Below are 13278 nucleotides of genomic sequence, written 5' to 3' on the forward strand. Positions count from 1 at the left end.
TGGTCGTTACCGTCTGCGTCTTCTGGTGTTCCTGGTGATCGCCTCGCTCGGTACCACCATCGTGGGCCTCCAGTACGTCGGGCTGGATCGCTACCTGTGGAACCGTCCCATCCAGGTGCGGGCCACCACCGCCCACGCCGGAGGCATCTTCCCCAACGCGGAGGTGACCTACCGGGGCGTGGCGGTCGGCCGGGTGGACGCTGTGGAGCTGACCGACGACGGGGTCTCGATCGTGATGGCGCTCGAGCCGGACAGCGAGGTCCCCCGCGATGTGCGAGCCGTGGTGGAGAACCGCTCCGCGATCGGGGAGCAGTACGTCGACCTGCAGCCGAACCAGGTCGGCGAACCGTTCCTGGCCGACGGCGATGTCGTCGAGCGTGGGGAGACCGACATCCCGCCGCGTCTCGACGGGGTCCTGCTCAGCGTGCAGGAGCTCGTCGAGTCGGTGGACAGGCGGGCGCTGCGAACGGTGGTGGCCGAGGTCGGCAAGGGTCTGGGCGGGCTCGGCCCAGAGCTCAGGACCATCGTGGAGCAGACCGACAACATCGTCGAAGACCTCACCGTCGCGCTGCCTGACACCCGTGAGGTCCTCATCAACGGCCGCACAGTCCTCGGCACCCAACGAGACACCTCACGCTCCCTCGAGGCGTGGGCCCGGGACCTGGAGCTGGTGACCGACGAGGTCGCAGCCGCCGATGACTCGGTCCGGTCACTCATCCGGGAGACGTCGGCCACCCTCCCCGACGTCATCGACCTGGTGAAGGACAACGACCAGCAGCTACCGTTGCTCATGCAGGACCTCCTGACCGTCGGCGACATCGTCGAGGCCCGCCTGGACGGCGTGCGGGTCTTCCTCGTCGCCTTTCCCCGACTCGTCCAGAACACCTTCAACGTGGTGCAGGGCGACGGCTTCGTACACTTCGACGTGGCCTTGGACTACTCCAGCGGTGTGTGCACCTCGGAGGGGTACTCCGGCACGGTCAAGTCCGTGCAGGCCGAGCCGGTCGAGGAGCTGGGCAACCCGGACAAGCGCGCGAACCTGAACGCCTACTGTGCCGAGCCGCCTGGCAGCAGCACCACGGTGCGTGGATCGCAGAACGTCCCGAAGCTCCCCGGCGACACCTACGACCCGGCGACCCAGAAGGTGGACAATCCACGCCTGGGCAAGCTCGGCCCCGACGACGTACCGACTCGGTCCTACGAGGACGGGGGCCGCTCGGAGAAGAGCACCGACGCATCTCCCCCCGGGTCCGTAGTGCTCAACCAGCGGACGGGGGTCGTCAGCGGTCCCGACGGTCCCCTGCTGGTCTTGGGGAGGATGGATGCACCGGAGAGCCAGGCCGTCAGCTGGCAGGACCTGTTGGTCGGCTCCCTGTCCCGGAGGGGGTCCTCGTGAGGTCGCCCAGGCTGCGTGCTCGACCGCTCCTGGTGGTCCTGGTGGTGGTGCCCTGCATGGTCGTCGCAGCGTGGAGTGGCCTCAGCCTGCGTTCCTCCACCCACGACTCCGACGACCGTGAAGCCGCGCTCGAGGCTGCCCGCAGGGCTGCCCAGACCTTCACGACGTACGACTACCGAGAGCTCGACGGCAGCTTCGACGCCCTGCTGGCCCTGGGGACCGAGAACTTCCGCTCGAGCTTCGGCGAAGCGGTGAAGCAGCTGCGACCCATCATCAGGCGTGAGAAGGCGCGGTCGGCCGGCGAGGTCGTGGCGACAGCGCTCGGCGACTCCACCGGTGACGACTCCGTGATGGTGCTGGTGGCGATGGACGTGAGGGTGGACAACCGTTCGGCACAGCAAGGTGAGGAACGCCGGTTCAGGCTGCGGCTCGCCATGCAGCGCGTCGAGGGTGAGTGGCTCCTGGACGAGATTGCGACGGTCACGTGAAGCGAACGGCTCAGCACGACTCCGAGGAGAGGGTCCGCGACATGCCTGGCCCGGGGCCGAGACAGGCTCAGGGCCTGTCCACGTGGCGAGTGGTGGTCATTCTCCTGCTGGCTCTGGCGTGCGTCGGCACCGGTCTCCTGGCACGGACTGCCCTCGAGGCGTCCACGCGCGAGGACCGACGCCAGGACGCTCTGGAGGTCGCGGAGAAGGCTGCCGTGGCGATCTTGAGCTATGACCACGCCCGGCTGGACGAGGACGTCGAAGCAGCCCGGGCCTTTCTCACGCCGAGCTTTGCTCGGGAGTACACCGAGTACACCGGGTCGACAGTAGAACCGAGGGCCAGGAGATACCGCGCCGTGCTCACGACCGAGGTACTGGCCTCCGGGCTGGAGACGATCGAGGGCGAGGAGGCCACGGCCCTGCTCTATCTCAACCAGACGACTCGCAGCTCGCAGCTGGTGGCGCCCAGGCTGGACGTCAGCACGGTCGAGATCAGACTCGTCTGGACCGACGGACAGTGGCTCGTAGCAGGCGTGGAACCGATCTGATCCACGGCGACAGGCTCAGCCGGGACGACTCGCGGGCGGTGTGACGGGCACGCTCGCCTGCTCGACCGTCGGGTGGGCGGCGGTCGAGGGCGATGGCGCCGACGATCGCGACGACCCAGATCCCGGCGATCGTGAACAGGGCTGCCTGGAAGCCGGTCTCGCCACCGCCGTACGCCGCCATCAGGGCGACCGAGACGGCCGAGCCGGTGGTGAAGCCGAGGTAGCGCAGCACCTGGTTGAACGCCATCGCCGAGCCGGTCTCGGCGGCGGGGACGTGGGGGACCATCAGCACCGCGAGGCTGGAGAACGTGAAGCCGGAGCCGAGGCCGCCGAGGGCCATCACGGCCAGCGCCTGCCACAGGTGGTCGTGCCAGACCGCCAGCGCAAGCGTGGCGCTCATGAACATCAGGCTGCCCGCCGGCAGCAGGGTGCGGCGGCCGACCCGGGCCAGCACGAGGCGGGCGAGCTGGTTGCCGAGGACCGACATGAGGGAGTACGGCACGAGCACCATGCCGGCGGCGAGCACGCTCTCCCCGAGGCCGAAGCCGCCCCCGGGATCCGACGCAGGGTCCGCGCGGACGAGGACGACGACGAGGGTCAGCAGGGAGTACATCCCGACGCCCGCGATGACGGCGACCAGGTTGGGCGCGGCGATGCCGGGTCGGACCGCGAGGCGCAGGTCGACGAGCGGGTGCCGGCTGCGCAGCGTGTACGCCGTCCAGCCGGCGAGGCCGAGCAGGCCGACCGCCCCCAGCCCGAGCGTCCTCGGGTCGCCCCAGCCCCAGACCTCGCCCTCGGAGACCGCGAGCAGTGTCGCGAGCATCGCGACCGTGAGGCCGCCCGCGCCCAGCCAGTCGACCCGGGCCGGCTCGACCCCGGGCGCACCCGGCACGAACCGCAGCGCCAGCACCAGGCTGACCAGGGTGAGCGCGGCGCCGAGCGCGTAGGCCGCGACCAGCCCACCGAGCAGCGCCATGAGTGCGGTCAGGGGATAGCCGAGCCCGGCGCCCGCCACCATCGTCACGCTCAGCAGCGCGATGGCCCGGCCCTGCCGCTCCCCGGCCAGCTCGTCGCGGGCGACCGCCATCGCGAGCGGCACCAGGGACATGCCGATGCCCTGCAGGGCCCGGGCGGCGACCAGGAGTGCGAAGCTCTCCAACGGCACCGCGGCGGCCGCGAGGACGGTGCCGAGCAGGACGGTCGCCAGGCCCGCGAGGATCGTCGGACGGCGTACGCGCCCGGACGCGAAGCGTCCGACCACCGGCGTGCTCACCGCCCCCGCGAGCAGGGCCGCGGTCAGGCTCCACTGGGCCGTGGTGAGGCGGACGTCGAAGTGCTCCACCACGCTCGGGACCAGCGGGGCGCCGAGGCTGCTGGTGATCGCCGTGATGGTCGTCAGCAGGGCGAGGGTGGTGAGGAGGAAGGGGCGGGGTGGGCGGTCCGGGGTTTCGAGACGGCGCTGGCGCGCCTCCTCAACCGCCGGACGGGGCTGCGGGCGCGCCTGCTCGGCCGCCGGACCGGGCTGCTGGCGCGCGTCCCGGTTGTCCACGTCAACCACGGTAGGCCGGTCGACCTGCGGCGGCCGAGTCCGCGAGGCGCTCTAGGGTGGCGGGGTGAGCGACGACACATCTCGGGACGCGGCAGCTCAGGACATCCCGCGGGTGCTGTGGGAGCCGGAGCCGTGGGAGGCCTCGCGGCTCGGTCGGTTCGCGCGGCGTCTGGAGGCGGAGTACCACGTCGACTTCGGCGACGACTACGAGCAGCTGCGGCGCTGGAGCCTGGAGCACCTCGACACCTGGTGGCTGGAGGTGTGGCGCGAGCTGCGGCTGCCGGCCTCTCCCGAGCCGACCGTCGCGCTGGTCGAGCACCCGCCGCTGGCGCCGGGGAGTGCGACGTGGTTCCCCGAGGTCACGACGAACTACGCGCAGGCGGTGCTGGCGCTGCCGGGGCGGGCCGACGACGACGTCGTGGTGGTGTCGCGGTCGCAGTCGCGGGACGAGCGCACCTGGACCGCGGCCGAGCTGCGCGCCGACGTCGCGCGCGTGCGGGCCGGCCTCGTGCACCTCGGCGTCGAGCGGGGCGACCGCGTGGCGGCGTACGCACCCAACGTGGGCGAGACCCTCGTCCTCCTCCTCGCCACCGCCTCGCTCGGGGCGGTCTTCTGCTCGGTGGCACCGGAGTTCGGGACCCAGTCGGTGGTCGACCGGCTCGGGCAGATCGAGCCCGTGGTGCTGATGGCCGTCGACGGCTACCGGTACGGCGACAAGCCGGTCGCTCGGGACGCCGAGGTCGCGCAGGTGCTCGCGGCGCTGCCGTCGGTGCGGGCCGTGGTGCACCTGCCCTACCTCGACCCCGCCTCGACCGGCCCCGCGGCGACCGACGCGCGCGAGACCGTGCTGTGGGACGACCTGCACCCCGACCGGCGCGAGGTCGTGGCCTTCGAGGACGTGCCCTTCGACCACCCGCTCTACGTGCTCTTCTCCAGCGGCACCACAGGCCTGCCCAAGCCGATCGTCCACGGCCACGGCGGTATCACCCTCGGGCACGCCGCCGCGCTCGGGCTCTTCACCGACCTGGGGCCCGGGGACCGGTTCTCGTGGTTCTCCACGACCGGCTGGATGATGTGGAACTACCTCGTCTCCGGGCTGCTCGTCGGGTCGAGCGTCGTGCTCTTCGACGGCAACCCCGCCCACCCCACGCTGATGTCGCAGTGGGAGCTCGCCGCGGACGCCGGTCTCACGTACTACGGCACGTCCGCGCCCTTCCTCATGACCTGCCGCAAGGCGGGGCTGCGCCCCGGTGAGGAGCTCGGCCTGTCGCGGCTGCGCGGGGTCGGCTCGACCGGCGCCCCGCTGCCGGCCGAGGGCTTCGCGTGGGTGCACGAGGCGGTCTCGGCGACCGCGCAGGTCGGCTCGATCTCGGGCGGCACCGACGTCTGCAACGCCTTCGTCGGACCGACCCCGCTGACCCCGGTGTGGGAGGGCGAGATCCCCGCGCGGCTGCCCGGCATCGGCGTCGAGGCGTACGCCGAGTCCCGGCTCGGCGCCGGCGACTGGGCACCGGTCGTCGACGAGGTCGGCGAGCTGGTGCTGACCCGGCCGATGCCCTCGATGCCGGTCGGGTTCTGGGGCGACGAGGACGGCTCGCGCTACCACGCGGCGTACTTCGAGGAGATCCCCGGCGTGTGGCGCCACGGCGACTGGGTCACCGTCACCGGGCGCGGCTCGCTGGTCATCACCGGCCGCTCCGACGCCACCCTCAACCGCGGCGGCGTGCGGCTGGGGACCTCCGAGTTCTACCGCGTCGTCGAGGAGCTGCCCGAGGTCAGGGACTCACTCGTGGTGCACCTCGAGGACAGCGAGGGCGGGGCCGGGGAGCTGGTGCTCTTCGTGGCGCTCGCGCCCGGCGCGTCCGAGGACGGCCTGGCTGCGAAGGTCGCCGCCGAGCTGCGGACCCGGCTCTCCCCGCGGCACGTCCCCGACACCCTGCACGTGGTGCGCTCGCTGCCCCGCACGCTGTCGGGCAAGAAGCTGGAGGTCCCGGTGAAGAAGATCCTGCGCGGGGCCTCGCCTGACGAGGTCGTGGCCGCCGGCGCGCTCGACGACCCGTCCGGGCTGGCCGAGCTGGCGGCGTACGCCGTCGCACACTGAGCGCTGGTCCAGACCTCTCGGATCGGTCTGGACCGCGCCCGCAACCTCGCGGGAGCCCGCGACGATGTGGGGGTCAGGAGCACGTCCCCCCGACACCAGGAGCACCCGATGAGCAACCCGACCATCCGCCTCGCCTCCCTCGCCGCCTCCGCGGTCCTGACCCTCGGCGCGCTGGGCGTCGCCCCTGCCCAGGCCGGGCGCGCCGATCGCGACGGTGACGGCATGACCGACCGCTGGGAGGTCCGCTACGGGCTCAAGGTCCGCGTGAAGGACGCCCGCCGCGACGCCGACGGCGACGGCCTGCTCAACATCGAGGAGTTCCGCGCCCGGACCATCCCGACCGACGTGGACTCCGACGACGACGGCGTCGACGACGACGTGGAGGTCGATGACGACGACGACTCCACCGATCCGCGCGACGACGACTCCGACGACGACGGCATCGACGACGGCGACGAGGACTCCGACGACGACGGCGTCGACGACGAGGACGAGGACGACGCCGACGAGGACTGCGACGACGACGACCTCGACTCCGACGACGACGGGATCAGCGACGAGGACGAGGACGACTTCGGCACCGACCCCGAGGACGCGGACAGCGACGACGACGGCATCGACGACGGTCGCGAGGACCACGACGAGGACGGCGTCGAGGACGAGGACGAGGACGACGCCCTCGAGGACGCCTGCGACGACGACTCCGACGACGACGGGGTCGACGACGAGGACGAGGACGACGAGGACGAGTCCGACGACGACGGCTCCGAGGACGACGAGTCCGACGACTCGGGCGTCTGACCCCACCCGCACCCGGCCCCGTGACGCCTAGGACCCCGTGACCCCTCCGGCCCCCCACTGTCCCGTCCCCGACGCCGCCCGGCGCGCGTCGGGGACGGGACGGGAGCGCCCGGCGGTCGGCACGTGACCGGGAGCGCCGGTCCCGACGGTCCCGCGCCGCTCGACGACGAGGTGGTCCGACGAGCGCGGGAGGGCGACCACCTCGCCTTCGCCGAGCTCTGGACCGAGCTGGCGCCCAGCGTGCGTGCGTTCGTGTGGTCGCGCGGCGCGCGGGAGCCCGACGACGTGACCAGCGAGGTCTTCCTGTCCTTCCTGCAGAGCCTGGGCCGGACCAATGGCGGGCTGGACGAGGCGCGGGCCCTGCTGTTCACCATCGCCCACCGGCGGGTGGCCGATGAGTACCGCTCGCGCAGGCGTCGCCCCGACCCCGCTCCCTGGGACGTCGAGGACGACCTGCGCTCCACCCCCAGCGCTGAGCACGCGGCACTCTCGGCGATCGCCGGGGAGGCCGCCCTGGCGGCGCTCGAGGTGCTCACCACTGACCAGCGAGAGGTGCTGACCTTGCGCATCTACGGCGACCTCAGCCTCGACCAGGTCGCAGCCGTCATCGGCAAGCGACCCTCCGCCGTCAAAGCCCTGCAGCACCGCGGCGTCGAGACCCTGCGTCGACGGGCCGGCGAGCTCGGCCTGGACGCGCTGCTCCGCAGCGACGAGGAGGTGGCGTGATGGACGCCTACGAGGGTCCCGGTGCGGTCGGCCTCCCGTCCGACGGCCTCCCTGCGGCCGGTCCGGTGGGCGAGGTGGTCGCCCGGCTCCGCGCGGTCGCCACCACCGGACCTGCCCCGATGCCCAACGCCGCACTCGCCGCGGTGCTCGCCGGCGCCCCGCTGCCGGTCGCGTCGGGCGCGGTCGTGCTGCCCGCGACACCGGCGAGCCGTCGTACGGCGCGGGCGGTGGGGGGTGCCACCGCCGGGATCGTGCTCACCATCGGTGGGCTCGGGCTGGGCGGGGCGCTGCCGTCGGCGGCCCAGGAGCGCTTCGACGAGGTGCTCGCCGGGATCACCGGTGGCCGGCTGCCCTTCGGTCGGTCCGTGCCGGGGCGGGACGACGACCCCGCGCGCGACACCTCGCCCGCGGGCTCGACCGATGGGCCGGGGGAGTCCTCGGGTCCTGACGACCCGGACGGCGACCCCTCCAGCGATCCATCCGACCCCCTCGACGACGGCGCCGGCCAAGGTTCTGGTGACGACGTCGGTGACCCGGCCGGCCCGGGCGAGGACGATGCGGGCGAGGGTCCGGATGACGAGGGTCCGGATGACCACGGTCCGGATGACGACGGTCCGGATGACGACGGTCCGGATGACGACGGTCCGGATGACGACGGTCCGGGCGACGGCGGTCCGGACGACGGCGGTCCGGACGACGATGACCCCGAGGTCGATGGTCCGGGCGACGGCGGTCCGGACGACGGCGGTCCGGACGACGATGACCCCGAGGTCGACGGCCCGGGCGACGACGGCCCGGGCGACGACGGCCCGGGCGACGACGGTCCCGACGACGAGGGCCCGGACGTTGACGCTCCCGAGGAGCTCGATGCCACCGACGATGCGGTCGACGAGGCCGAGGACCCCGAGCCGTCGGAGGCCGACGACGACTGAGTGGCCTGGTGTGCCCGTGGAGTCGGGGGTAAAGGCGCGGTCCGGGTCCGGACCCGCCTAGGGTTCACCCATGCACCTCCTCGACTGCCCGTCCCAGGCCTACGCCTGGGGCACGGCCTTCGACATCCCCTCCTTCATCGGCCAGGCGGCGACCGGCCAGCCGATGGCGGAGGTGTGGATGGGCACCCACCCGCTGGGGCCGGCGATGGTGCAGGGGCCCGAGGGCACGGTGCCCCTGAGCGAGGTCGCCGGCGAGCTGCCGTTCATGATGAAGCTGCTCTCGGCCGCCAAGCCGCTCTCGATCCAGGTGCACCCCAACGCCGAGCTGGCGCGCAAGGGCTTCGAGGCCGAGGAGGCCGAGGGCGTGCCGCTGGAGTCGCCGCAGCGGGTCTTCAAGGACCCCAACCCCAAGCCGGAGATGGTCTACGCGCTCACCGCGTTCGACACCCTTGTCGGCTTCCGGCCCACGGCCGAGATCCTCCGGATCCTCGGCCCGCTGGACCACCCGGTCACCCAGCGCATGCACGACCAGCTCGCCGCGAACCCCGGCTTCCACGGCATCGTGCGGATGCTCGAGGCGCTGCTGCTGGAGCCGCCGACCCCGCACGAGGTGCACGAGGTGGTCGCGTTGTGCCACGGCCGCCTTGCGCTCGGCCTGGACATCAAGCGGGCCTACGCCTCGGCCACCGAGATCGCCCCGCACTACCCCGGTGACGTCGGGGTCGTGGTGTCGCTGCTGCTCAACCGGCTGACCCTGCAGCCCGGCGAGGCGGCGTACCTCGGGGCCGGCATCATCCACGCGCACCTGCGCGGGATGTGCGTGGAGGTGATGGTCAACTCCGACAACGTGCTGCGCGCCGGTCTCACCGACAAGACCCTCTCTCCGGCCGGGGTGGTCGCCAGCATCCAGGCCGACATGTCCCGCGTCGCGCGGGTCTCGCCGGACCTGTTCGGCACCAGCACCGACGTCTTCGAGCCCGGCGACGGGCTCTTCGGCCTGGCGGTCAGCCAGGCGTCGCCCGCCGACGTCGACGGGGTCCTGCTGCCCGACGGCGGCCCGCGGATCCTCCTCTGCACCGGCGGCGAGGTCGAGGTGGTCAACGCGGCCGGCGACGCCGTCCGGCTCACGCGCGGCGCGGTCCTGTACGCCGGCCCCGAGGACGGGGAGCTGCGGCTGCGCGGCACCGGCGAGGTCGCGCAGGCCTACCGGCCGACGGGGGGCGCGCACCGCGCCCGGATGCTCGACCTGGTCTGACCCGGCAGACCCGGGAGGCGGCGACGCCGTACCTGCGGACCCCCGTCGTGACCGGGGACCGCCGTCCGGGGGACGGGTGGCCGGCCGCGACCGGGGTACCGGGAGCAGATGACCCAACCACCGATGGACATCCCGCGCGAGGACCCGGTCGAGCACCCGCCCGCCGACCCGGACCAGGACCCGTACGCCGATCGCAGCCACGAGCCCGGCGGCGACGTGGACCCGGACGGACCCGGCGACCAGGACGCCGAACCGCCCACGTCGGACGGGGCGCCGGCCGAGCCCGAGCGGAGCGGCCCGCACCCCGACCCCACCCCCGGGGAGGACTCGTGACCACCGCGCCGTCCGAGCCCGACCCGCAGATCGCGCCGGGCGAGGTCCCGGACGCGTCCCCGCCGTCCGGGCAGTCCGGGCCGGCCGGGCCGTCCGGGCCGGCCGACCCCGGGGGCCCTGGTTCCCCTGCGGACCCGTCGGGCCCGGGCCCGGTCCCGACTGACCCTGACCGCCCGGACGACCCGCGACCCGGAGGTCCCTGAACCCCAGCCGGGGGGGGGGGGGGGGGGGGGGGGTCCTTGACCCGCGCGGGCGACGGGGTGGTCGGCTCGGGCCGGCCGCCTCGTCGTGACGTTCCGGGGTCCCGGGTCGGGGTCGGGGTCGGGACCCGGGACGTCATCCGGGTCGGGGTCGTAGCCGGACTCGAGGTGGGTCGTGGCCGGACTCGAGGTGCGGGTCGAGGCCTGGTGAAGCGCTGCTCCGCGGCCTGGGGCCTCGACCCGCACCTCGACCCGCACCTCGACTGCGGTCGGGCCGCCGGCCGGCCCGCTGCGGCCGGGTCAGGCGCGAGGGGTCAGGCGCGCGGCGGGTGCTCGCCGGTGGGGGCCGGCTCCGCGTCGTACGTCGGGGTCGGGCTGCCCGGCCTCGCGAACCCGGGCCGGTCGGCGACGACCGCGGCCACCAGGCCGACCAGCACCAGGAGGTCCAGCCAGGTGAGGAACGTCGAGATGCCCGGGGTGTCGCGCAGCTGGATCGGGCCGCGGATGTCGGCCTGGGTCAGCAGGGCCCAGGAGAGCAGGTAGTAGCCGTACAGGAGCGTGCCGACGCAGCCGGACACGGCGCCCAGCCGCGCCCAGCGGCCGAGGTGCCAGCGCTGGACGCAGACGTAGGCGAGCGAGGAGAGGGCGGCGAGCCGCAGCACCTCGTGGACGAAGATCTCCGTGGGGAGCCCGAGAACCATGGGCTGATCCTCACCCACGGGCACCGGTCCCGCCAGCGGGCGGGTCCGGGACAGGCTCGAGGCCCGCTGTGTGGCGTTCCGGTTCAAGCAGGTTGAACCGGAACGCCACACAGTGGGTCTCGTCGATCAGGACAGGCTCGCCGGCCCGTGCGGGGGGTCTCGTGGCTCGGCGCTGGCACGCCGCGCACCTCGACCAGCGGAGGCGTCAGCCCCGGGCGGCCTTGCGGGCCTGGCTGGCGGTCTTGGCGCGGGCGTTGGCGTCGAGCACGACCTTGCGGATGCGCACGGCGTCGGGGGTGACCTCGACGCACTCGTCCTCGCGGCAGAACTCCAGGCACTGCTCGAGGGAGAGCTTGCGCGGCGGGATGAGCTTCTCGAAGTTGTCGGAGGTGGCGGACCGGATGTTGGTCTGCTGCTTCTCCTTGGTGATGTTGACGTCCATGTCGTCGGCGCGGGAGTTCTCGCCGACGATCATGCCCTCGTAGACCTCGGTGGTGGGCTCGACGAAGAGGACGCCGCGCTCCTGCAGGTTGGTCATGGCGTACGCCGTCGCAGCACCCTTGCGGTCGGCGACCAGCGAGCCGTTGTTGCGCCCGCGGATCTCGCCCGCCCAGCGCTCGTAGCCCTCGGAGATGTGGTGGGCGATGCCGGTGCCGCGGGTGTCGGTGAGGAACTCGGTGCGGAACCCGATCAGGCCGCGCGCCGGGACGATGAACTCCATGCGCACCCAGCCGGTGCCGTGGTTGGTCATCTGCTCCATCCGGCCCTTGCGGGAGGCGAGCAGCTCGGTGATGGCGCCGAGGTACTCCTCGGGTGCGTCGATGGTCAACCGCTCCATCGGCTCGTGGATCTTGCCGTCGACCTCCTTGGTCACCACCTGCGGCTTGCCGACGGTCAGCTCGTAGCCCTCGCGCCGCATCTGCTCGACGAGGATGGCCAGCGCCAGCTCGCCGCGGCCCTGCACCTCCCAGGCGTCGGGGCGCTCGGTCGGGAGGATGCGCAGGCTGACGTTGCCGATGAGCTCGGAGTCGAGGCGGTCCTTGACCAGGCGGGCGGTGACCTTGGAGCCCTTGACCTTGCCCACCAGCGGGGAGGTGTTGGTGCCGATGGTCATCGAGATGGCCGGCTCGTCGACGTGGATGAGCGGCAGCGCGACCGGGTTCTCGGGGTCGGCCAGGGTCTCGCCGATGGTGATTTCGGGGATGCCGGCGATCGCGACGATGTCACCGGGGCCGGCGACCTCTCCGGGCTTGCGCTCCAGGCCCTCGGTGATCAGCAGCTCGGTGATGCGGACGTTCTTGACCTCGCCGTCGCGGCGCATCCAGGCCACGGTCTGGCCCTTCTTCAGGTTGCCCTGGTGGATGCGCAGCAGCGCGAGCCGGCCCAGGAACGGGCTGGAGTCGAGGTTGGTGACGTGCGCCTGCAGCGGCGCGCCCTCGACGTACGTCGGGGCAGGGATGGTCTCGATGATCGTGCGGAACAGCGGCTCGAGGTCCTTGCTGTCCGCCGGCAGGGTGCCGTCCTCGGGCTGGGTCAGCGAGGCGACGCCGGCCTTGCCCGAGGCGTAGACGACCGGGAAGTCCAGGGCGTCCTGCGCGTGGGACTCGTCGAGCAGGTCCATGAACAGCTCGTAGGTCTCGTCGACGACCTCGCTGATCCGCGCGTCGGAGCGGTCGGTCTTGTTGACGACCAGGATCACCGGCATGTCGGCGTTGAGGGCCTTGCGCAGCACGAAACGGGTCTGGGGCAGCGGGCCCTCGGAGGCGTCGACCAGCAGCACGATGCCGTCGACCATCGACAGGCCGCGCTCGACCTCGCCGCCGAAGTCGGCGTGGCCGGGGGTGTCGATGATGTTGATGGTCATGCCCTCGGGCGCCGAGGGGCCGACGTACTTCACCGCGGTGTTCTTCGCGAGGATCGTGATGCCCTTCTCGCGCTCGAGGTCACCGGAGTCCATCACGCGCTCGGCCACGCCCTCGGCCTGGTGCGCGGAGAACGCCCCCGCCTGGTGCAGCATCGCGTCGACGAGCGTGGTCTTGCCGTGGTCGACGTGGGCGACGATCGCGACGTTGCGGAGGGAGGCGGTGCGGGTCTCGGACACGAGCCACGATCCTAGTTGCGCGTCGGCGGTACGCCGATTCGTCGCTCGCCCGCGTGACGGGGGTCTCGCGCCCATCTGCTCCCGGTGGTCGAGCAGGCGAGCCCTCGGCGAGCCGTCGTCGAGACCGCGTGGGCTGCCTGTGGTCGC

The 13278-nt window shown here is 72.8% G+C and carries 12 protein-coding genes; 9 read left to right on the top strand and 3 right to left on the bottom strand.

Translation table 11 applies throughout. From position 1 onward, the window contains the following. The first annotated feature begins 25 nt into the window (after positions 1 to 25). The 3 genes from ACYVID_RS14910 (at position 26) to ACYVID_RS14920 (ending at position 2432) form a co-directional block, all read left to right on the top strand. Entirely contained in the window at positions 26 to 1396 is a 1371-nt protein-coding gene (locus ACYVID_RS14910; protein ID WP_460738342.1) for an MCE family protein, read from the top strand. Further along, positions 1393 to 1884, top strand: coding sequence for a hypothetical protein (locus ACYVID_RS14915; protein WP_300387667.1), 492 nt, complete (start codon positions 1393 to 1395; stop codon positions 1882 to 1884). The genes ACYVID_RS14910 and ACYVID_RS14915 overlap by 4 nt, the downstream gene beginning before the upstream one ends. A 92-nt stretch (positions 1885 to 1976) precedes the next feature. Next, complete coding sequence (locus tag ACYVID_RS14920; protein ID WP_300387669.1) at positions 1977 to 2432, top strand: hypothetical protein; 456 nt, start codon at positions 1977 to 1979, stop codon at positions 2430 to 2432. On the opposite strand, the gene ACYVID_RS14925 is transcribed toward ACYVID_RS14920, so the two are convergent. Next, positions 2377 to 3981: an MFS transporter gene (locus ACYVID_RS14925; RefSeq protein ID WP_460738345.1), complete on the bottom strand. Its 1605-nt coding sequence runs from the start codon at positions 3979 to 3981 to the stop codon at positions 2377 to 2379. The two genes, ACYVID_RS14920 and ACYVID_RS14925, sit on opposite strands and share 56 nt — an antisense overlap. Before the next feature lie 64 nt (positions 3982 to 4045). Between ACYVID_RS14925 and ACYVID_RS14930 the strand changes: the two genes are divergently transcribed. The 6 genes from ACYVID_RS14930 to ACYVID_RS14955 all read left to right on the top strand — a co-directional run bounded on the left by ACYVID_RS14930 (position 4046) and on the right by ACYVID_RS14955 (position 10129). After that, positions 4046 to 6082, top strand: a complete 2037-nt coding sequence (locus tag ACYVID_RS14930; RefSeq protein WP_460738347.1) for an acetoacetate--CoA ligase — start codon at positions 4046 to 4048, stop codon at positions 6080 to 6082. A 108-nt stretch (positions 6083 to 6190) separates the two neighbouring features. After that, complete coding sequence (locus ACYVID_RS14935; protein ID WP_460738349.1) at positions 6191 to 6883, top strand: hypothetical protein; 693 nt, start codon at positions 6191 to 6193, stop codon at positions 6881 to 6883. A 123-nt stretch (positions 6884 to 7006) separates the two neighbouring features. Further along, on the top strand, positions 7007 to 7609 hold the full coding sequence (locus tag ACYVID_RS14940) for an RNA polymerase sigma factor (RefSeq protein WP_460738351.1): 603 nt from the start codon (positions 7007 to 7009) through the stop codon (positions 7607 to 7609). Next, positions 7609 to 8541, top strand: a complete 933-nt coding sequence (locus ACYVID_RS14945; protein ID WP_460738352.1) for a hypothetical protein — start codon at positions 7609 to 7611, stop codon at positions 8539 to 8541. The genes ACYVID_RS14940 and ACYVID_RS14945 overlap by 1 nt, the downstream gene beginning before the upstream one ends. A gap of 70 nt (positions 8542 to 8611) precedes the next feature. Next, complete coding sequence (gene manA, locus ACYVID_RS14950) at positions 8612 to 9796, top strand: mannose-6-phosphate isomerase, class I (RefSeq protein ID WP_460738354.1); 1185 nt, start codon at positions 8612 to 8614, stop codon at positions 9794 to 9796. Positions 9797 to 9904: 108 nt separating this feature from the next. Beyond that, a complete protein-coding gene (locus tag ACYVID_RS14955) occupies positions 9905 to 10129 on the top strand; it encodes a hypothetical protein (protein WP_460738356.1) in 225 nt (74 codons plus the stop codon). A 514-nt stretch (positions 10130 to 10643) separates the two neighbouring features. On the opposite strand, the gene ACYVID_RS14960 is transcribed toward ACYVID_RS14955, so the two are convergent. Both ACYVID_RS14960 and typA read right to left on the bottom strand, forming a co-directional pair. Further along, a complete protein-coding gene (locus ACYVID_RS14960; RefSeq protein ID WP_460738358.1) occupies positions 10644 to 11030 on the bottom strand; it encodes a hypothetical protein in 387 nt (128 codons plus the stop codon). A gap of 205 nt (positions 11031 to 11235) precedes the next feature. Further along, positions 11236 to 13131, bottom strand: a complete 1896-nt coding sequence (gene typA, locus ACYVID_RS14965) for a translational GTPase TypA (RefSeq protein WP_460738360.1) — start codon at positions 13129 to 13131, stop codon at positions 11236 to 11238. Positions 13132 to 13278 lie beyond the last annotated feature (147 nt).

This window comes from Nocardioides ginkgobilobae, from assembly GCF_054781275.1.

Bases quoted from the DNA above. Each gene is read 5' to 3' on its own strand.
- ACYVID_RS14960 (WP_460738358.1), bottom strand. From the start codon at position 11,030: ATGGTTCTCGGGCTCCCCACGGAGATCTTCGTCCACGAGGTGCTGCGG.
- ACYVID_RS14935 (WP_460738349.1), top strand. From the start codon at position 6,191: ATGAGCAACCCGACCATCCGCCTCGCCTCCCTCGCCGCCTCCGCGGTC.
- ACYVID_RS14955 (WP_460738356.1), top strand. From the start codon at position 9,905: ATGACCCAACCACCGATGGACATCCCGCGCGAGGACCCGGTCGAGCAC.
- manA (WP_460738354.1), top strand. From the start codon at position 8,612: ATGCACCTCCTCGACTGCCCGTCCCAGGCCTACGCCTGGGGCACGGCC.
- ACYVID_RS14945 (WP_460738352.1), top strand. From the start codon at position 7,609: ATGGACGCCTACGAGGGTCCCGGTGCGGTCGGCCTCCCGTCCGACGGC.